The sequence below is a fragment of the Saccharopolyspora tripterygii genome, from assembly GCF_054778355.1.
Window position 1 is genome coordinate 88,856 of record NZ_BAAGZP010000034.1, and the last position, 18,665, is coordinate 107,520.

At 69.3% G+C, this 18,665-nt stretch carries 15 protein-coding genes; 8 read left to right on the forward strand and 7 right to left on the reverse strand.

Annotated elements, in window-relative coordinates:
- Window position 1: 1 nt before the first annotated feature.
- Window positions 2-232, reverse strand: coding sequence for a hypothetical protein (locus tag ACYVF3_RS24240; protein WP_461156554.1), 231 nt, complete (start codon window positions 230-232; stop codon window positions 2-4).
- 523 nt (window positions 233-755) lie between these two features.
- On the opposite strand from ACYVF3_RS24240, the gene ACYVF3_RS24245 reads away from it, so the two are divergent.
- The 4 genes from ACYVF3_RS24245 to ACYVF3_RS24260 all read left to right on the forward strand — a co-directional run bounded on the left by ACYVF3_RS24245 (window position 756) and on the right by ACYVF3_RS24260 (window position 6,173).
- Window positions 756-2,054, forward strand: coding sequence for an aspartate aminotransferase family protein (locus ACYVF3_RS24245; protein ID WP_461156555.1), 1,299 nt, complete (start codon window positions 756-758; stop codon window positions 2,052-2,054).
- On the forward strand, window positions 2,051-3,544 hold the full coding sequence (locus tag ACYVF3_RS24250) for a CoA-acylating methylmalonate-semialdehyde dehydrogenase (RefSeq protein WP_461156556.1): 1,494 nt from the start codon (window positions 2,051-2,053) through the stop codon (window positions 3,542-3,544). The genes ACYVF3_RS24245 and ACYVF3_RS24250 overlap by 4 nt, the downstream gene beginning before the upstream one ends.
- A gap of 73 nt (window positions 3,545-3,617) precedes the next feature.
- Window positions 3,618-5,183: a PrsW family intramembrane metalloprotease gene (locus ACYVF3_RS24255; RefSeq protein WP_461156557.1), complete on the forward strand. Its 1,566-nt coding sequence runs from the start codon at window positions 3,618-3,620 to the stop codon at window positions 5,181-5,183.
- 114 nt (window positions 5,184-5,297) lie between these two features.
- Window positions 5,298-6,173: a LysR substrate-binding domain-containing protein gene (locus ACYVF3_RS24260; RefSeq protein WP_461156558.1), complete on the forward strand. Its 876-nt coding sequence runs from the start codon at window positions 5,298-5,300 to the stop codon at window positions 6,171-6,173.
- Between the two features lie 10 nt (window positions 6,174-6,183).
- On the opposite strand, the gene ACYVF3_RS24265 is transcribed toward ACYVF3_RS24260, so the two are convergent.
- The 3 genes from ACYVF3_RS24265 to ACYVF3_RS24275 form a co-directional block, all read right to left on the reverse strand.
- A complete protein-coding gene (locus ACYVF3_RS24265; protein WP_461156559.1) occupies window positions 6,184-7,704 on the reverse strand; it encodes a tripartite tricarboxylate transporter permease in 1,521 nt (506 codons plus the stop codon).
- A 66-nt stretch (window positions 7,705-7,770) separates the two neighbouring features.
- Window positions 7,771-8,292, reverse strand: a complete 522-nt coding sequence (locus tag ACYVF3_RS24270) for a tripartite tricarboxylate transporter TctB family protein (protein ID WP_461156560.1) — start codon at window positions 8,290-8,292, stop codon at window positions 7,771-7,773.
- Window positions 8,289-9,281, reverse strand: coding sequence for a Bug family tripartite tricarboxylate transporter substrate binding protein (locus ACYVF3_RS24275; protein WP_461156630.1), 993 nt, complete (start codon window positions 9,279-9,281; stop codon window positions 8,289-8,291). Before ACYVF3_RS24275 ends, ACYVF3_RS24270 begins: the two co-directional genes overlap by 4 nt.
- 361 nt (window positions 9,282-9,642) lie before the next feature.
- Here ACYVF3_RS24275 and ACYVF3_RS24280 point away from each other — a divergent pair, with 361 nt between their 5' ends.
- Window positions 9,643-10,785 carry an L-talarate/galactarate dehydratase gene (locus ACYVF3_RS24280; RefSeq protein WP_461156561.1) on the forward strand — a complete coding sequence of 381 codons (1,143 nt, stop codon included), beginning with the start codon at window positions 9,643-9,645 and terminating at the stop codon, window positions 10,783-10,785.
- Between the two features lie 314 nt (window positions 10,786-11,099).
- Here the strand turns inward: ACYVF3_RS24280 and ACYVF3_RS24285 are convergent, their stop codons facing one another.
- Together ACYVF3_RS24285 and ACYVF3_RS24290 are read right to left on the reverse strand one after the other, a co-directional pair.
- Entirely contained in the window at window positions 11,100-11,843 is a 744-nt protein-coding gene (locus ACYVF3_RS24285) for a haloacid dehalogenase type II (RefSeq protein WP_461156562.1), read from the reverse strand.
- 52 nt (window positions 11,844-11,895) lie between these two features.
- Window positions 11,896-12,897 carry an aldo/keto reductase family protein gene (locus ACYVF3_RS24290; protein WP_461156563.1) on the reverse strand — a complete coding sequence of 334 codons (1,002 nt, stop codon included), beginning with the start codon at window positions 12,895-12,897 and terminating at the stop codon, window positions 11,896-11,898.
- Between the two features lie 481 nt (window positions 12,898-13,378).
- On the opposite strand from ACYVF3_RS24290, the gene ACYVF3_RS24295 reads away from it, so the two are divergent.
- Both ACYVF3_RS24295 and ACYVF3_RS24300 read left to right on the forward strand, forming a co-directional pair.
- Window positions 13,379-14,539 (forward strand): helix-turn-helix domain-containing protein, encoded by a 1,161-nt coding sequence (locus tag ACYVF3_RS24295; RefSeq protein ID WP_461156564.1) that lies wholly within the window; start codon window positions 13,379-13,381, stop codon window positions 14,537-14,539.
- A gap of 169 nt (window positions 14,540-14,708) precedes the next feature.
- On the forward strand, window positions 14,709-14,978 hold the full coding sequence (locus ACYVF3_RS24300) for a hypothetical protein (protein ID WP_461156565.1): 270 nt from the start codon (window positions 14,709-14,711) through the stop codon (window positions 14,976-14,978).
- A 54-nt stretch (window positions 14,979-15,032) separates the two neighbouring features.
- Here the strand turns inward: ACYVF3_RS24300 and ACYVF3_RS24305 are convergent, their stop codons facing one another.
- Window positions 15,033-16,859, reverse strand: a complete 1,827-nt coding sequence (locus ACYVF3_RS24305) for a glycoside hydrolase family 3 protein (RefSeq protein WP_461156566.1) — start codon at window positions 16,857-16,859, stop codon at window positions 15,033-15,035.
- A gap of 343 nt (window positions 16,860-17,202) precedes the next feature.
- On the opposite strand from ACYVF3_RS24305, the gene ACYVF3_RS24310 reads away from it, so the two are divergent.
- The gene (locus tag ACYVF3_RS24310) at window positions 17,203-18,648 is read left to right on the forward strand and encodes a glycoside hydrolase family 30 protein (protein WP_461156567.1); all 1,446 of its coding nucleotides are present in this window, start codon (window positions 17,203-17,205) and stop codon (window positions 18,646-18,648) included.
- Window positions 18,649-18,665: the final 17 nt, after the last annotated feature.

An 18,665-nucleotide genomic window follows, 5' to 3' on the forward strand; every position in this document is an offset into this window, starting at 1 on the left:
GTCACTGCTGCAGCTCCGGATCGGACTGTCCGGACTGGCCGGACAGTCGTGACATGCAGCGCACGCACGGCATTCCGGTCGGTTGCTCGGACACCTCGGCCACGTACGAGGGGATCTGAATGCCGCACAACGTGCGCCATGCCGCTGGGAACGGTCCTTCCGGCTGCGTCGCCAGGTGCGCCTGGCGACGGGACTCGGCGACCACGCCCGCGGCGAAACGCACCGCGACCACTGCGTTCATAGTGCCGCCCCCGTGGATCGTGCCTCACCCGGCCGCAGGCTCGTGTCCACCGGGTCCCCCGGGAGTCCGCGGGCGGGCAGGGCTTTGTGGATTCGGTCGATCATTTTCCACCTCCGCGGACGGGACTCGTCCGGCGAAGACGTGTGACGCGAGACTAGGAGGCTTGACCCGTTCGGCCCATCAGACATGCGCCGATCGGCGCAATTGATCACCTGAAGGGGTTGCCCGGGACACTCCGCGCACGGTCGGTGAGCGGTGTTGCGGCGGCGACGCCGACCTGCCCTGCTCGGCAGGTGCCGGAGGTGAAAAGGGCCGGTCACGCGACGCCAGCTACAGGGGGGGAGGTGCTGGCGCGGCGTGACCGGCGGGGCACAGGCTACACCCGGTGCGCGTGCGGTCACCCGCAGCCGGTCAGGGCGCGGATCCCCCGGTCGCGGTGGCCTGGTCGTGGCCGAGACGCATCCGGCGCGGGAGACTGGGCCGATCGAACGAGGCCGCTGGAGCAGGAGGAAGCATGTCGGATTCGTTGCTGGCCCGCCACAAGGCAGTGCTGCCGGATTGGCTGTCGCTGTACTACGAGGAGCCGATCGAGATCGTCAGCGGCTCCGGGCGGCACGTCAGAGACGCCGACGGCACCACGTACCTGGACTTCTTCGCGGGCATCCTCACCAACGCCATCGGCTACGACATCGATGAGATCAGCGATGCCGTGCGCAAGCAGGTCGACACCGGTGTCCTGCACACCTCGACGCTGTACCTGATCCGGCAGCAGGTGGAACTGGCCGAGCGCATCGCGGAGCTGTCAGGACTGGCGAACCCGAAGGTGTTCTTCACCAACTCGGGCACCGAGGCCAACGAGACGGCGCTGATGCTGGCGACCCAGAAGCGGCGCAGCAACCAGGTCCTGGCGCTGCGCAACTCCTACCACGGGCGGGCGTTCGCGACGCTGGCCGTGACCGGCAACCGGGGGTGGTCGGCGACCTCGTTGTCGCCGATCAAGGTCAGCTACGTGCACGGCGGGTACCCCTACCGCAGCCCGTTCGGCGGGTTGTCCGACGCCGACTACATCGCCGCGTGCGTCGACGACCTGCGCGAGGTCATCGAGACCACCACAGCAGGCGACGTCGCCTGCATGATCGCCGAGCCGATCCAGGGCGTCGGCGGGTTCGCCACCCCGCCCGACGGGCTGCTGGGCGCGTTCGCCGAGGTGCTGGAGGAGTACGGAATCCTGCTGATCTCCGACGAGGTGCAGACCGGGTGGGGCCGCACCGGAGAGCACTTCTGGGGCATCCAGGCGCACGGCGTCACGCCCGACGCGATGACGTTCGCCAAGGGGTTGGGCAACGGGCTGGCGATCGGTGGGCTCGTCGCGGAGAAGGAGCTGATCGACGACATCGGCGCCAACTCGATCTCCACCTTCGGCGGCAACCCGGTGTCCACCGGTGGGGCGCACGCCGCGCTGGAGTACCTGATCGAGCACGACCTGCAGGGCAACGCGGCGAAGCTGGGTGCCCAGCTGCTGCGAGGGCTGCGCTCCCACGGCAGCGCGCTGATCGGCGACGTGCGCGGCAAGGGGCTGATGATCGGGGTCGAACTGGTCGTGCCGGGCGGGAAGCAGCCGGCGCCGCAGGCGGCCGCGCGGGTCATGGAACTGGCCAAGCAGCGAGGTCTGCTGATAGGCAAGGGCGGCCTGCACGGCAACGTCCTCCGCCTGGCGCCTCCGATGACGCTCACCGAGTCCGAAGCCGCGCAGGCGCTGGAGATCCTGACCGACACCGTCTCGCTGGCCGAGCAGGAGCTGTTCTCGTCATGACCGAGCTCATCCACCACTGGATCGCGGGCAAGTCCGCCGACACCGCGCCCGAGCGCACCGGGAAGGTGTTCAACCCGGCCACCGGGGAGGTGACGGGCACGGTCGCCTACGCCGACGGGTCCGATGTGGACACCGCGGTGGCGGTGGCCTCCGAGGCGTTGCGGGAGTGGCGGCGCACCTCGCTGGCCAAGCGGTCGGCGGTGCTGTTCGCGTTCCGGGAGCTGCTCAACGAGCGCAAGGACGAGCTGGCCGAGATCATCACCGCCGAGCACGGCAAGGTGCTCTCCGACGCGGCGGGGGAGGTGCAGCGCGGGCTGGAGAACGTCGAGTACGCCTGCGGCATCCCGAACCTGCTGCAGGGCGGTTTCTCGGAGAACGCCTCCACCAGCGTCGACGTGCACTCGACGCGTCAGCCGGTCGGCGTGGTCGGGGTGATCTCCCCGTTCAACTTCCCCGCCATGGTGCCGCTGTGGTTCGCGCCCAACGCGATCGCCTGCGGCAACGCGGTGATCCTCAAGCCCAGCGAGAAGGACCCGTCGGCAGCGCTGTTCCTCGCCGAGCTGTGGAAGGAGGCGGGGCTGCCGGACGGCGTGTTCAACGTCGTCCAGGGCGACAAGGTCGCGGTCGACGCGCTGCTGGAGCACCGCGACGTCAAGGCGATCTCGTTCGTCGGCTCCACGCCGATCGCCCGCTACGTCTACGAGACCGGCACCGTGCACGGCAAGCGGGTGCAGGCGCTCGGCGGGGCGAAGAACCACATGGTGGTGCTTCCCGACGCCGACCTCGACCTGGCCGCGGACGCCGCCGTCTCGGCCGGGTTCGGATCCGCCGGCGAGCGCTGCATGGCGATCTCCGCCGTCGTGGCGGTCGACCCGGTGGGCGACGACCTGGTCGCCAAGATCGCGGAGCGGGTGGGCGAGCTCACCGTCGGCGACGGTCGCCGCGCCTGCGACATGGGACCGCTGGTCACCGCCTCCCACCGCAGCAGGGTGTCGTCCTACGTGGACGCAGGCCTGGAGGCCGGTGCGGAGCTGGTCGTCGACGGTCGCGAGGTCGAGGCCGACGGGGCTGCCGAGGGCTTCTGGCTCGGCCCCACGCTCTTCGACCGCGTCGGGACCGGGATGTCGATCTACACCGATGAGATCTTCGGTCCCGTGCTCTCGGTCCTGCGCGTGCCGAGCTACGACGTCGCGCTGGAGATCGTCAACGGCAACCCCTACGGCAACGGCACCGCCCTGTTCACCGAGAGCGGTGGGGCGGCCCGGCGGTTCAGCGAGGAGGTCGAGGTCGGCATGGTCGGCGTGAACGTGCCGATCCCGGTTCCGGTCGCCCAGTTCTCCTTCGGCGGCTGGAAGGATTCACTGTTCGGCGACTCCCACGCCTACGGCCCGGACGGCATCCGCTTCTTCACCCGAACCAAGGTGGTCACGACGCGCTGGCCGGACCCGTCGCACGGCGGCGTGAACCTGGGCTTCCCGCAGAACAGCTGAGCCGCTCCGGTCAGCCCCGGGAATTCCGGGGCTGACCGGACGTGACCCCTGTTCGTCTCCTACGCTGCCGGGCATGCCCGCACTCAGCCCGCAGTCGGTCCTGGAAGGACGCAACTCCAACCGAGCACCGGTGTCGCTGATCATCGGGCTGGTGGTCTCGGGCGTCTGCATGCTGCTGGCGCTGGCGTCCTACTTCCTGCTGTCCCCGGACGCGCCGGGCAACGTCGTCATCGGCATGCTCCTGGCGCTGCCGACCGCGATCGTGCTGGTGGCGCTGCTCCTGCTGGTGGACCGGCTGGAACCGGAACCGCGGCTGAACCTGCTGCTCGCCTTCGGGTGGGGCGCCGGGGTCGCGCTGCTGGGGGCGCTGATCGTCAACACCCTCGGCGAGTCGGTGCTGGCCGCCGTGATGGGCCCGGAACCGGCGTCGGTGCTGACCGTGTCGGTGATCGCGCCCTTCGTGGAGGAGAGCTTCAAGGGCGCCCTGCTGCTGTTCCTGCTGCTGGTCAGGCCCAACGAGATCGACGGCCCCACCGACGGCATCGTCTACGCGGGCATGTGCGGACTGGGCTTCGCGCTGGTCGAGAACGTCCTCTACTACATGCAGGGCCTGGCCTCGGTGTCCGGCGAGATCTGGGGGACGGTCCTGATCCGCGGTGTGGTGGCCCCGCTGGGGCACCCGATGTACACCGCGATGACGGGACTGGGCGTCGCCTACGCCGCCACCCACCGCGGTGCGGGACGGGTCTTCGCGGTGTTCTTCGGCTGGTGCGCCGCGGTGTTCCTGCACGCGCTCTGGAACGGCGGCTCGACGCTGTTCGGCATCGGCGGGCTGGTGCTGGCCTACCTCGTGGAGGCCGGGGTCCTGCTCGTGCTGGTGATCATCCTGATCCGGGACCGACGGCGCCTGGTCCGCTCCATCGGCCGCTACCTGCCCGCCTACATCCCCAGCGGGCTGGTGGCTCCCAACGACATCCGCATGCTCGGTGCGATGGCGGGTCGCCGCCAGGCCCGTCACTGGGCGCGTTCCCAGGCGGGCAACGTCGGCGCGCAGGCGATGGGCGACTACCAGCTCGCCGCCACCGAGCTCGCGCTGCTGCACGCCCGTGCCGAGCGGCGCACGATCGAACCGCAGACGTTCTTCGTCCGACGGGATCAGATCGTGGCCCTCATGCGGGTCGCCCGGGACGCGTTCTTCCGCCGCACGCCGAAGCCCCAGCCCGCACCGTGGGCGCAACACGAGCGGTCCGGCTTCTTCGTCCTGCCGCAGCAGCTCAACGACATGCCGACGCACAAGCTGCGCGTGCCGCCGCAGGCACCGCCGGGACCGGGGCCTCAAGCGCCGGGACACCAAGCGCCGGGGCCGCCGCCACCTCGTCCGCCATGGCCGGGCCAGCAGGGACCAGGTCAGCAGCGTCCGGGCCAGCAGCCTCCTGGACCGCCGCCGCAGGCGCCGCCTCCGGCTCCCGGGGCGCAGCGTCCGGGGCCGCCGCCACCGGGTCCGCAGGCGCCGGGGCCGCCGCCACCTCCTCCGCCATGGCCGGGGCAGCAGGGGCCGGGGCAGCAGGGGCCGGGCCAGCAGGGGTCGGGCCAGCAGGGGCCGCCGCCGGGACCGCCGGGGCCGAGGCCGCCGCGGTAGGTGCCGAGAAGGCGGGAATCGATGCTCTCCCCGGGAGCGCGGATCCTCGATAGGGTGAGCCGCCCATGCGCGACCGAGCTGATCGCGGCGTCCACCGATACTGAGGCAGCATCGATGTTCACCCTGAACCATCTGACCGGCTTCGTCGCCGTTGCCGAGGAGCAGCACTTCGGCCGCGCAGCCCAGCGCCTCCGGATGACCCAGCCGCCGCTGACGCGGCAGATCCAGCAGCTCGAGAAGGAGCTGAAGGTCCAGCTGTTCGACCGGACGAGCCGCACGGTGCGGTTGACCCCGGCCGGGCGTGCCTTCCTCGACGACGCCCGGCGCCTGCTCAGCGAGGCCGAGAACGCGGCGCTGTCGGTGCGGCGGGTCACCGCGGGCCAGGCCGGCATGATCCGGGTCGGCTTCACCGCGACCTCGGCTTACGGGGAGCTCGGCGGCGTGCTGGCGACCGTTCGCGAGCACCTGCCGCACGTGGACGTGGTGCTGCACGAACTCGTCACCCGCGACCAGATCGAGCGGCTGTCCGGCGGCTCGCTGGACCTCGGGCTCGCGAGGCCGCCCGCCGCGCGTCCCGAGCTGGCCTCGCGCCGGCTTCGAGCGGAACCGCTGCTCGCGGCGCTGCCGGAGGGACATCCGCTGGCAGGTGGCTCAACACCGCTGGAGCTGAACCGGTTCCACGGCACCGACATGGTGATGTACTCGCCTACGGAGGCCCGGTACTTCCACGAGCTGCTGGTCACCACGTTCGGAAACGCCGACGTGCAGCCGAGTTACGTGCAGCACGTCAGCCAGATCCACACCGCCCTGGCGCTCGTGCAGGTGGGACTCGGCGCGGCCCTGGTGCCCGCCACGGCCGCGCGTCTGCACTTCGAGGGCGTGGTCTTCCACGAGGTACACCTTCCCGAACCGGAACCGGTCGAGCTGCACCTGGTGTGGCGGCACGCCAACGACAACCCGGCCCTCCGCGCCTTGCTGGACCTGCTCTGACGCGAGCCGCTCAGACCTCGGTCTTCTCGGGAACGTCCTCCGGGGATGCGCGTCGGGCGCGGACGAGCTTGTGCGCCAGCGGAAGCAGGATCACGACGAACAGCAGAACCAGCAGGGTGCCCGAGATCGGCCGGGTGAAGAACCCGGCCGGGTCTCCTTCGAAGAGCAGCAGCGCCCTGCGCAACGAGGTCTCCAGCAGCGAACCGAGCACGAAGGCCAGCACCAGCGGTCCCGGCTCGAAGCCGAACTTCTTCATCAAGTAGCCGATGGCGCCGAAGGCGATCACCAGCGCCATGTCGAAAACGCTGTTGCGGACGGTGTACACGCCGATGAGCGTGATCAGCACGGTGATCGGGGCCGAGATCGACTCCCGCACCCGGAGGATCTTCACGAACAGGCCCACCAGCGGGATGCTCATGATCAGCAGCAGGATGTTCCCGATGTACATCGAGTTCACCACGCCCCAGAACAACTCCGGTTCCTCGTCCACGAGTTGAGGACCGGGCGTCACGCCCTGGATGAGCAGAGCACCGAAGATCATCGCCATCGTCGCGTTGGCCGGGATTCCCAGCGTCAGCAACGGGATGAACGAGGATGTCGCCGCGGCGTTGTTCGCGGTCTCGGGTGCCGCCACGCCCTCCACTGCGCCCTTGCCGAAGCGTTCGGTAGTCTTCGCTCGGCGCTTCTCCCACGCGTAGGCGGCGAGCGAGGAGAGCGTGGCGCCGCCACCCGGCAGCACTCCCAGCACGAATCCCAGCACCGAACCGCGGCCGATGGCGCCCGAGGACTGCCGGAGGTCGCTGCGCGAGGGCCACGCGTTGGCGACGCCTCCGGCGGCCATCGCGGCCTTGCGCCGCTGTTCGAGGTTGTAGAGGATCTCGCCGAGCCCGAACAGGCCCATGGCGATGGGGACGAAGTCGAGTCCGTCGGAGAGGGCGAGCGCGTCGAAGGTGAAGCGCTCGGCTCCGGTGAACGCGTCGCGTCCCACGGTGGCCAGGAGGAGTCCGACGCAGGCGGCGACGATCGCCTTCACCCGGCCGCCGTTGCTCACCGTGGCGACCAGGAGGATGCCGAGCAGCGCCAGCGCCGTGTACTCGGGCGGACCGAAGTCCAGCGCGAAACCCGCGATGAGCGGAGCGAGGAAGGACAGCGCCACGATCGAGGCGGTGCCACCGGCGAACGAGCCGATCGCGGCGATGCCGAGCGCGGTTCCCGCCTTGCCCTGCCGGGCGAGGGCGTGCCCGTCGAAGACCGTCACCACCGAGGACGCTTCACCGGGCAGCCGCAGCAGCACCGAGGTGATGGTGCCGCCGTACTGCGCGCCGTAGAAGATGCCCGCGAGCATGATGATCGCGGTCACCGGCTCGACGTCGAACGTCAGGGGCAGCAGGATCGCGATCGTCGCCGCCGGCCCGAGGCCGGGCAGCACGCCCACCAGCATGCCGATCACAACGCCGATGAGGCAGTACAGCAGGTTGGTGGGTTCGAGAACGACGCCGAACCCCTCGATCGCCGGGCTGAGGAAGTCCATCGCCGCTCCTAGCGGGTCGTGCGGAAGAGCCTGCGAGCGATGCGGGTTCGCGGCATCGCGAGAGCTCTAGAACAGGTGGGGGATCGGTACGTTCAGCGCGCCGACGAAGATGATGTAGAAGGCGACGACGATGCCGATGCTGCCGATGGCCGACAGCCGCCACGATTCGCCGCCCAGGAAGTGCAGCCACACGAAAGCCAGTAGCGCTGAGGGGATCTCGAACCCGATCACGCTGATCACCGCGACGAACCCGATCATCGTCGCGACACCGGCTCCGACCCTCCAGGCCGAGGAGGTGACCTGCTCCGCGTCGGCCGTGCTCCGGGCCAGAACGGCGAGAACGACGCCGAGGCCGGTGATCGCGACGCTGATCAGGAAAGGCCAGGTGCCCGCTGCGGGGGCGGCCGCCGTGCCCAGCCCGAGCGATGCGGAGCCGATGAGTCCGCCGACGCCGATGGCCACCACGACGAGCGCCACCACGAGGTTCGACACCGGACCCGCCTGGTGCGGGACCTCGGCTTCCGGTGCGGCCGACTGCGGCTCCGCGTGGAAGCGGTCGTCGTCGACTTCGGGTGGGGGCGTGCTCATTCCTGCCCGCCGAGGTCGATGCCGTAGTGCTGCACCATGGTCCGGTAGCTGTCCAGGGACGCGGTCCACTCGTGGACGAGTGTCGCGCCGTCGACCTCGTGCGGCGTCAACAGGTTCTCCTCGTTGAACTTGCGGTACGGCTCGGTGGCGAAGGCGTTGCGGAACGCGGTGCGCAACCGGTCGACGACCTCCGCCGGCGTCCCCTTCGGGGCGACGATCGCGCGGAATTGCGACACCTCGACGTCGTAGCCCTTCTCGACCGCGGTCGGGGTGTCGGGCAGGTACTGGCTGCGCTGGTCGGCGAAGGTCAGCAGCGGCACGAGCTCGCCGGCCTTGATCTGGCTGATCGCCTCGCCCAGCTGGACGGCGGCGACGTCGACCTGGTTTCCCAGGACGGCCGTCATCGCGGGAGAGCCGCCGTCGAAGGGCACGGCTGTACCGGGGATTCCGGCGTGCTTGAACAGGAGTTCCTGGGCCAGTTGACTTCCGGTGCCGACCCCGGTGGTGCCGAACTTGAGGTCCCGGTGGGCGTCGATGAGGCTCTGCACCGAGTTGAGCCCGGAGTCGGGGTTGGCGACCAGCACGTAGTCGTCCTGGGAGATGCCGGTGACGACGTCGAAGTTCCGGATGTCGACGGCTTCTTCGGGCGCGACGGCGAGCGGGGTGATCGAGGTCAGCGACGCGTTGATGACCATGATGTTCTGGCCGTCGGGTGCGCGCCCCGTCAGCTCCTTGGCGGCCAGAGCGCCGTTGGCACCGGGGGTGTTGACCACCGGGACCGCGACGCCGAGGTCATCGGAAGCGGCATCTGCCAGGGCGCGCCCGATGAGGTCCGTGCTGCCGCCGGGTGCTTGCCCGACCGCCATCGTGATGGGACCGCTCGGGAACCGACCTCCGCCGCTGGTGGAGAGGTTTCCACCGCAGGCGGCGAGTGACAGGGACAGTCCCGCTGCGAGCGCGGCCACCGTTCCTCGGCGAACTGACTGCATCGTCAACGCCTTCTCCTTCGATCCGCTGAGTCGTCCGCGGCCGGCGCGATGTGAGTGCGGTCACGGTGACGATTGTGCGGAAAGCCTAGGGAGGTCCTTCCATGCGTGTCCAAGCCTGATTTCGCATCGATCGATACCTTGAGCGCATCGCGTCCGGGTCCCAGGTGGGGCGGGGTGTTGGCGAGAACGTCGATGCGCCAGCGGTATTGGTCGATGTCGGTTCGGTGTTGGACCGGCATCGGCGGGCGCCCTAGTGTCCAGAGCACCGTGCCCGCCGGGTGCTGCGGGTGACGACCGCCGGTGCGCAGCGGAAACCGGGATCGATGACCTCGCAGAACACCCCTGGACGGAGACCAGATCCATGACGGCGACCCCTTCGGCCACGCTGGACCGCATCAGCGAGGTCAGACTCTCCTCGGTGACGCTCCCGCTGCCGACCGCGATCAGCGATGCCAAGGTGCTCACCGGTCGGCAGAAGCCGATGGCCGAGGTGGCGATGCTCTTCGCGGAGATCACCACCGAATGCGGTGTCGAGGGCGTCGGTTTCAGCTACTCGAAGCGCGCCGGTGGCCCGGGCCAGTTCGCCCACGCTCGCGAGATCGCCCCGGTGCTGCTGGGCGAGGACCCCAGCGACATCGCCAAGATCTGGGACAAGCTGGTCTGGGCCGGCGCTTCGGTCGGCCGCAGCGGTCTGTCGGTGCAGGCCATCGCGGCGTTCGACGTCGCGCTCTGGGACCTCAAGGCCAAGCGGGCGGGACTGCCGCTGGCGAAACTGCTCGGTTCCCACCGTGATTCGGTGCGCTGCTACAACACCTCGGGCGGTTTCCTGCACGCGCCGATCGACGAGGTGGTCGAGCGCGCGGCGGAGTCGGTGGCGCAGGGCATCGGCGGGATCAAGATCAAGGTCGGGCATCCCGACAACGCGACCGATCTGAGCAGGGTGGAGGCTGTGCGCGAGAAGATCGGTGACGGGGTGGCCCTGATGGTCGACGCCAACCAGCAGTGGGACCGCCCGACCGCGCGCCGCATGTGCCGCGCGCTGGAACCGCTGAACCTGGTCTGGATCGAAGAGCCGCTCGACGCCTACGACTTCGAGGGCCACGCGGTGCTGGCCTCGGCGTTCGACACGTCGATCGCGACGGGGGAGATGCTCACGAGCGTCGCCGAGCACCGCGAGCTCATCCGCGCGGGCGGTGCCGACATCGTGCAGCCGGACGCTCCGCGCGTCGGCGGCATCACGCAGTTCCTGAAGGTGATGGCGCTTGCGGAGGACCGCAACCTCCAGCTCGCGCCGCACTTCGCCATGGAGATCCACGTGCACCTTGCCGCGGCCTACGGGTTCGAGTCTTGGGTGGAGCACTTCGAGTGGCTGGACCCGCTGTTCGACGAGCACCTCGCGATCGCCGACGGCCGGATGCACATCTCGCCTCGCCCCGGGCTCGGCGTGACGATCAGCGACCAGGCTCGGGCCTGGACCGTCGCCCGGGAGTCGTTCCGCTCCTGAGCTGCGGCGAAGGGGAGGCGCGAAGTTCCCACTGTGTAGTTGTCAAACAGCAGTGCCGCATCGAGCGCGACGTGAGAGCGGGTGGAGGATTTCGTCGGCGCGGAGACGAAATCCGCTGGCGCAGTGCGATGTGGTGGTCGGATGGTTCCTCCTCTCCGTCGACGAGGGCTGGTCTGGGCAGTGGGACTGGCGATGTTCCGAATCGAACGCATGTTCCCATTGTGGCGATGGGGCGCCGGAAAAGCGAGCGAAGTCAGGTCGCTGGATCGGGTGATCCGCTCCGCCGTGCGAAACGGGCGGCGGAGCAGCGGATTTCAGAGCACGTGGTCGCGCAGTTGTGCGGCGAGGTCGGTGATGTCCCGCGCGATGACGTCCCACGTGTTCGTGGCGTGGAGGTCGTCGCGTTGCGAAGGCCCGTACTCGGTCGGCCGGGGGGTGAAGGCGGTTCGCAGCCCGGCGTCGCGGGCCGCGGCGAGGTCGAGGTTGTGCGCCGCGCACAGCATCACGCGCTCGGGTGGGAGGCGGAGGATCTCCGTGGTGCGCAGGTAGGCGTCGGGATCCGGTTTGTAGGTGCGGGTGAGGTCGGATCCGATGATGACGTCCCACGGGAGACCCGCGTGCTTGGCCATCCTGGTCAGCAGGGCGGTGTGGCCGTTGGACAGCGGGCCGATGATGAAGTCCCGCTTGATCTCGGTCAGGCCCGGAACGCTGTCCGGCCAGGCGGGGAGCCGGTGCCAGGCGCGGTTGAGGTGCTCCACCGCGGTGGGGTCGCCGCCCAGGGGCAGGCCGAACTCCGCGGCCGTGGCGTCGAGGTTCTCCCGGTGGAGGACGTCGAGGTCGACGAAATCCCGGTCGCCGTCGCGGATCGGTTTCATCGACGGTTGGTAGCGGGAGCGCCACGCGAGCGCGAACGCGTCGGCGTCGATCGTCTCGCCCGCGAACTCCTCGACCGCTCGGGAGACGCCGGTCCGCCAGTCGACGACGGTGCCGAAGGTGTCGAACAGCACCGCGTCCACCAGGCGTTCCGGTCCCATCGCCGCCCTCCCGGTCGTGGCCAACGCCTCGCAGGTTACGGGCTCGGCGACCTGCCCGGAAGGGCGGCGGGACGTCTCAGCGGCGGGACTTCGGGGCGTTCTCCGCCGTCTTGCCCGGGTCGGTGATGGCGACCGGGGCGAGGACCTCGTTCATCTTCGCGACCAGCTCGGCGTCGAGCGTCACGCCTGCGGCGACCGCGTTCTCCGAGACCTGCTCGGGCCGGGAAGCCCCGATGATCGCGCCGGAGACGTTGTCGTTCTGCAGCACCCACGCCACCGCCAGCTGGGCGAGGCTCAGCCCCGCCTCGTCGGCGAGCGGGGAGAGGTGCTGGACGCGTTCCAGCACCTCGTCGCGCAGGTAGCGGGCCACGAACGTCGACCCGCGCTCGTCGGTGGCGCGGGACCCCGCTGGCGGCTCAGCGCCCGACAGGTACTTGCCGGTGAGCACGCCCTGGGCGATGGGGGAGAACACGATCTGCCCGATCCCCAGCTCGCGGGACGCGGGGACCACCTCGCCCTCGATGACCCGCCAGAGCGCCGAGTACTGCGGTTGGTTGGACACCAGTGGGATCCGCAGCTCGCGCGCCAGCGCGTGACCGGCGCGGATCTGCTCGCCCGTCCACTCGGAAACGCCGATGTAGTGCGCTTTCCCGCTGCGGACGACGTCGGCGAAGGCCTCTATCGTCTCCTCCAGCGGGGTGTCCGGGTCGTAGCGGTGGGCCTGGTAGAGATCGACGTAGTCGGTCTGCAGCCTGCGCAGCGAGGCGTTGATCGACTCCATGATGTGCTTGCGCGACAAACCGCGGTCGTTCTGGCCCTCACCGGTCGGGTGGTAGACCTTCGTGAAGATCTCCAGCCCCTCGCGGCGCTCGGAGCGCAGGGCTCGTCCCAGCACTTCCTCGGCGCGGCCCGCCGCGTACACGTCCGCGGTGTCGAAGCTGGTGATGCCGTTGTTCAGCGCGGCCCGCACGCAGGCCACAGCGGCGTTCTCCTCGACCTGGGAGCCGTGCGTGATCCAGTTGCCGTAGACCAGCTCGCTGATCACCATGCCGCTGCTGCCCAGATGCCGGTAGTGCATTGATGCCCTCCTGGTCGCCTCGATGCGCAAGCCGCCGATCGCAGCATCCTGCGCTGCTCCACTCGATCGGCTAAACCGCCTTCGATCATCGCAGGTCAGACGCTCGTTTTCGATCAACCGACGGTGTTCGGCCGCAGAAGTCCCTTGCGTAAACGCGAGGTAACCGCCAAGGTATCGGTCGCACGCGCGCTTCGGCCGGGTGTGGCCTGGCGGGACAACGGAGTCTTGCCAGGCGTCGAAAGTCCGGGTCGGGGCGTTCACGCGCCGGTCCGACGGAGTCGAAGAGGATTTCCTGGTGCCCAACATCCGCCGGCAGCGAATCGCCGACGACCGGGACGGTGCAACCCGCCTGATGCTGCGGGCCGCATGGCTGCAACTCTTCACCACGCTCGTACGCTGAAGCCACCCGTTCGCCCGGCGTGAGCTGATCGAGTACTGGCTAGGCTCGGGGATCCCGCCTTTCGCGAAGAGGTGATCCCTCGTGCAGGACAGAACGATCGGCCAGTGCATTCGAGAGTTGCGCGGTCGGCTCTTCACCCAGCGGCAACTCGCCGAGCGAGCCGAGGTCTCCGTCGACCTCGTCCGCAAGTTGGAGCAGGGCAGTCGCAATTCCGCGAGTGTGGCCAGCTTGCACCGGTTGGCTCGTGCGTTGGACGTTTCCCTGCCCGACCTGCTCGGTCGTGGCTCTTTCCCGAAGAGCGAGACGAACGAAGGAGTGACGGCGCTTCGATTCGCGGTGGCCGGGGTCGGCGATCTGCTCGGCGGCTCCGAGCCCGAGCCGCTGGATGCGCGAGAAGCTGAGCGAACGCTCGCGCATCTGTGGGGTGCGTATTGGGACGGCGAGTACGAACAGCTCGTTTCTCTTCTCCCGCCTGTTCTGGAGTCCTTGCGTGCCCTCGACAGCAGCCCGGCTGCTGCCGTTCATGGCTATTGGCTGGCCGGCTACGTCCTGGTTCAACTGCGACAGCCCGATTCCGCCTTCTTGGCGATCCGACAGGCGGTGGAGTCTGCGGAGAGAGCGGGAGACCCGCTGCTGGTGGCAACCTTGCACGGCACTCTGGCGTGGCAATTGATGGTGTCCGGGCGGCATGCGGAAGCCGAATCGCTGGCTTTGCGAGCGGCCGGAGACGTTGAGCCGCGTGGGCGTGCGAGTTCGCCTGCCCTGTCGACCTACGGCTCGCTCGTGCTCGCAGCGGCAACTGCGGCGTCGAGGGGACGGAAGCCCGACCGGGCGCGCGACATGGTGGCCGAAAGCGCGGAGATCGCCGATCGGCTGGGCGAGGACAGGCAGGATTACCGAACGGCGTTCGGCCCGTCCCAGGTGGTGATGCAGACGGTGGACGTGGCCCTTCAGTCCGAAGAGTTCGCAGACGCGCTCGTGGCTGCGCGGAAGATGCCCAGCACGGGCTCAGCGCTGCCGATGGCCTCCAGAGCTCGGCACTTGACGGACCGGGCGAAGGCTCACGCCAGATTGGGCCAGCACAACGAGGCCGCGAACCTGGTGCTCACCGCGGAGCAGTGGGCTCCCTCGTGGGCTAGGCACCAATCACTGCTGAAGTCCGTCACTCGGGACCTGTTGCACAGCCGCGCGTCCCGCACTCCCCGGTTGCGCAGCATGGCCGCTCGCATCGGTGTGCGGTAGACCGATCGAGCAGTCGTACATGGCGTCATACCGGACCAGCCTCGCGTTCCGCGATCTTGTCCGGCATGACTGGAACAGTGCTGGGGGCGGTCGTGCGGCGGTGGTTGCCGTCGACGTCGTTGCGGGATCTGGAGACGCATCTCGCGGCGGAGGGTGAGCGCACGGGTGCGTGCGGGCAGGGCGTGATGTGGGCTCGGCCGGGGCATCCGACGACGAGCCGGCCGCGCTGCTCGGACTGCGAGCGCGCCCGATGACCCGGCGGGAGGTCGCGCTGGCCGTGCTGCTGCGCCAGGTGCAGTGGAGGGCCGACGAAGCCGCGTTCGACGTCGTGGGAGGCCGGTTGAGCTGCGAGGACTGCCGTGAGCTGAGCGGCGGGTTGCGCGAGCTCGCGGTGGTGCTCGACGACTACGCGGCTTCGGTGCAGCGGTCGCGCAGCTGATGGAGAGGAGCTCCCCTGGTCGCCGGGTGGTGACCAGGGGAGCTCCGCTGCGGGTCAGTACCGCAGGCCGAAACCGTAGGGGAACAGGGGAGTCTGACCGTCGCCGTCGTTGATCGGCTGCTGGTCGGCGGAGTTCATCCAGGTCATCGGGAGGGTCCCGGAGGGGTTGTGGTCGCCGAAGAGCACGTCGGCGACACCGGCTCCCTCGGTGCCCGGCAGCCAGGATGCGAGCAGGGCGTCCCAGTTCGGCAGGTCCTGGCTAATGTCCATCGGGCGGCCGGACACGGTCACCACGATGACCGGGACGCCGCTGTCCTCCAGCTTCTGCAGCGTCTCCTGGTCCTCCTGGTCCAGCCCCATGCCGGACGGGCGGTCGCCCTTGCCCTCCGCGTAGGGGGTTTCGCCGACTACCGCGATCGCGGCTCCGTAGCTGCCGTCGATCCCGTTGCCGTGGCGGTCGTAGGTGACCTGCGAACCCCGAGCCGCCTCCTGGATGCCCTGCAGGATCGTGGTGCCGGGCGTGATCGGGCCGCTCTCGCCCTGCCAGCTGATCGTCCAGCCGCCGGACTGGTTGCCGATGTCGTCGGCGTTCTTGCCCGCCACGAACAGCTTCCCGCCGTCCTTGGCCAGCGGTAGCAGACCGCCGTCGTTCTTCAGCAGCACCTGGGATTTCCGGACCGCGTCGCGTGCCAGCGCGCGGTGCTCCGGGCTGCCGACCGTGCCGGTGAACTGGCGATCGGTGTAGGGGTTCTCGAACAGGCCGAGCTCGAACTTCTTGGTGAGGATGCGGCGGTTGGCGTCGTCGATGCGCGACATCGGTACGTGGCCGTTCTCGACCTCGCCGCGCAGCAGCTCCGTGAACTTCTGCCAGTCGTTGGGCACCATGATCATGTCCAGCCCGGAGTTGATGGCGGTCGCGACCTCCTCGGCCGTGAAGCCCAGCTGACCGTCGATCTGGTCGATCGCGTCGTAGTCGGAGATCACGAAGCCCTTGAACCCGAGCTCGCCCTTGAGCACGTCGTTGACCAGGTACGAGTGGGCGTGCAGCTTCTGCCCGTTCCAGCTGCTGTAGGAGAGCATCACCGAGCCCACGTCCCGGTTGATCGCCTCCTGGAACGGAGGCAGGTGAATCCGGCGTAGCTCCTGCTCGTCGATCTCGGTGTTGCCCTGGTCGTCACCGGCGGTCGTCCCGCCGTCGCCGATGTAGTGCTTGGCCGTGGCCAGCACCGATCCGGGCGCGTCTAGGGATTCGCCCTGCAATCCGTTGATGGCGGTGGCGTGGGCCGTCGGTCGTTCCGGCGTCTCGCCGAAGGACTCGTAGGTGCGTCCCCAGCGGTCGTTGCGGGCGACGCACAGGCACGGCGCGAAGTCCCAGTCGATGCCGGTGCCCGAGATCTCCTCGGCGGTCGCCCGTCCGATGTCCTCGGTCAGCTTCGGGTCGTCGGCCGCACCCAGGCCGATGTTGTGCGGGAAGATCGTCGCGCCGTGCACGTTGTTGTGCCCGTGCACCGCGTCCACGCCGTAGATGAGCGGAATTCCCAGCGGGGTGGCGGTGGCCGCGCGCTGGTAGTCGTCGTACATGTCCGCCCACGCCTCGGCGGTGTTGGGCTCCGGAGCCGAACCGCCCCCGCTGAGCACCGAACCGAGCGACGCCGAGGCCGCCGTCTGCGGGTCGGCGGCCACCCGCTCGGCCTGCGTCATCTGACCGACCTTGTCCTGCAACGACATCCGAGACAGCAGGTCCTCGACCCGGTCGGGAACCGGGGCGGTGGCGTCGCGGTAGGTCGGGTCGGCGGCAGCCGCGGTGGTCGGCGTGATCACCGCCGCGCACGCCAGGGCGACGCCGAGCGCCGCAACGCGCCTCCGTCTGTTGAGAGTCATGAACGCATCTCCTCCGGGATTCGCCGAAAGCACAGCCGTGAAAAGCATTCGCCGGACCGCGATTCGGATTCGGGGAATTCTCCGCCGCTTCGCTGTGGATCGAGCACCGAACCGATACAGTCCTAGGACGTCGCGGTTTTGTTCGGGTTTGTCGCGATTGCCGAACATAGCACCGGGACAGCGGGTTCGGATCTGTTGGCGAAAGTTGGACAGGATAGGCCGAAAGGCCGTCCCGCATTCGGCGAAACGAGGTACTGAACGGGAATTCCCATGTGCGCCCACGTGGATTTCCGCGAACAATCCCGGAGACCACCCCCGTCCCGCGGCCGAGAGGAAAACCACCGTGAACCGAACCCGACCCTGGCGCAGGCGCGCCGCACTGCTCACCGGCACCCTGCTGCTGGGAGCCGCCGCCGGTGTCGCGCCCGGGGGAGCCGCACCGGTCGTGCAGGTCTGGGAGACCACCGGGGACAAGAGCAAGCTGCTCGAACGCCAGGAGGACGAGGAGTTCGGCTCCGGCGGCAGCACCGAGGCCATTATCGACGTCGACCCCGGCACGACGTACCAGACCATCGACGGGTTCGGCGCCGCGCTCACCGACTCGTCGGCTTCGCTGATCGCCAACGGGCTCGACCAGGGCGCGCGCGTTGCGCTCATGAACGACCTCTTCGGCCCCGACGGGATCCGGTTGAGCATGGTGCGCCAGCCCCTGGGGGCCAGCGACTTCGCCACCGCCGAGTCCGGCGACTACACCTTCGACGACACCTGCTGCGATCTCGGCGACTTCAGCGCGGCGCACGACGAGGCCTACATCCTGCCGCTGCTGCGCCAGGCCAAGCAGCTCAACCCGGGCCTGAAGGTGATGGGCACGCCGTGGAGCGCTCCGGCGTGGATGAAGACCAACGAGAACGTCGACGGCGGTGAGCTGAAGCAGGAGAACCACGGCGTTTTCGCCGACTACCTGGTGAAATCCGCCCAGGCCTACGCCGACGCAGGCGTGCCGCTGGACTACCTGAGCATCCAGAACGAGCCCTACCACCCCGAATCCGGGGATGGCTCGGCCGGATACCCGTCGATGCACATGAGTCCCGAGCAGCAGGCCGCGGTCATCGGCGACGAGGTCGGCCCGAAGTTCGCCGAAGCCGGGCTGACGACCGGATTGCTGGCATGGGACCACAACTGGTCCCACCCGGAGTACCCGGCAACCGTCGTGGACGACCCGGAAGCCGGGCAGCACGTGCAGGGCGCCGCGTTCCACTGCTACGAAGGCGACGTGTCCGGTCAGAGCGAGTTCCAGCAGGCGCACCCGGACTCGGGGATCTGGCTGACCGAGTGCTCCGGTGGCGACTGGTCACCGGACTTCGCGCAGAACCTCAAGTGGCAGACGCAGAACCTCGTCATCGGCGGCACGCGCAACTGGGCCAAGGGCGTGGCCTTGTGGAACCTGGCGCTGGACCCCGGCCACGGCCCGACCAACGGCGGCTGCACCGACTGCCGGGGCGTGGTCACCGTCGACCCAGGCAGCGGGCAGGTCACCCACAACGAGGAGTACTACGTCCTCGGGCACGTCGCGAAGTTCGTCTCCGGCGGTGCCCAGCGGATCGAGTCCACCAGCAACCCGGGTGGCCTCGAATCCGTCGCGTTCCGCAACACCGACGGCTCGATCGCGCTGCTGGCGCTCAACGCGTCGGATTCCGAGCAGACCTTCCAGGTCCGCTCCGGCGGCCAGACCTTCGAGCACACCCTGCCCGCCGGAGCCGTCACCACCTTCAGCTGGCAAGGCGCTTGAGATGAGACGGGTGGGGG

Excerpts from the sequence above, each read along its gene's own strand:
- ACYVF3_RS24260 (WP_461156558.1), top strand. The coding sequence starts at position 5,298 with ATGTTCACCCTGAACCATCTGACCGGCTTCGTCGCCGTTGCCGAGGAG.
- ACYVF3_RS24280 (WP_461156561.1), top strand. The coding sequence starts at position 9,643 with ATGACGGCGACCCCTTCGGCCACGCTGGACCGCATCAGCGAGGTCAGA.
- ACYVF3_RS24305 (WP_461156566.1), bottom strand. The coding sequence starts at position 16,859 with ATGACTCTCAACAGACGGAGGCGCGTTGCGGCGCTCGGCGTCGCCCTG.
- ACYVF3_RS24275 (WP_461156630.1), bottom strand. The coding sequence starts at position 9,281 with ATGCAGTCAGTTCGCCGAGGAACGGTGGCCGCGCTCGCAGCGGGACTG.
- ACYVF3_RS24265 (WP_461156559.1), bottom strand. The coding sequence starts at position 7,704 with ATGGACTTCCTCAGCCCGGCGATCGAGGGGTTCGGCGTCGTTCTCGAA.
- ACYVF3_RS24250 (WP_461156556.1), top strand. The coding sequence starts at position 2,051 with ATGACCGAGCTCATCCACCACTGGATCGCGGGCAAGTCCGCCGACACC.
- ACYVF3_RS24255 (WP_461156557.1), top strand. The coding sequence starts at position 3,618 with ATGCCCGCACTCAGCCCGCAGTCGGTCCTGGAAGGACGCAACTCCAAC.
- ACYVF3_RS24270 (WP_461156560.1), bottom strand. The coding sequence starts at position 8,292 with ATGAGCACGCCCCCACCCGAAGTCGACGACGACCGCTTCCACGCGGAG.
- ACYVF3_RS24245 (WP_461156555.1), top strand. The coding sequence starts at position 756 with ATGTCGGATTCGTTGCTGGCCCGCCACAAGGCAGTGCTGCCGGATTGG.
- ACYVF3_RS24290 (WP_461156563.1), bottom strand. The coding sequence starts at position 12,897 with ATGCACTACCGGCATCTGGGCAGCAGCGGCATGGTGATCAGCGAGCTG.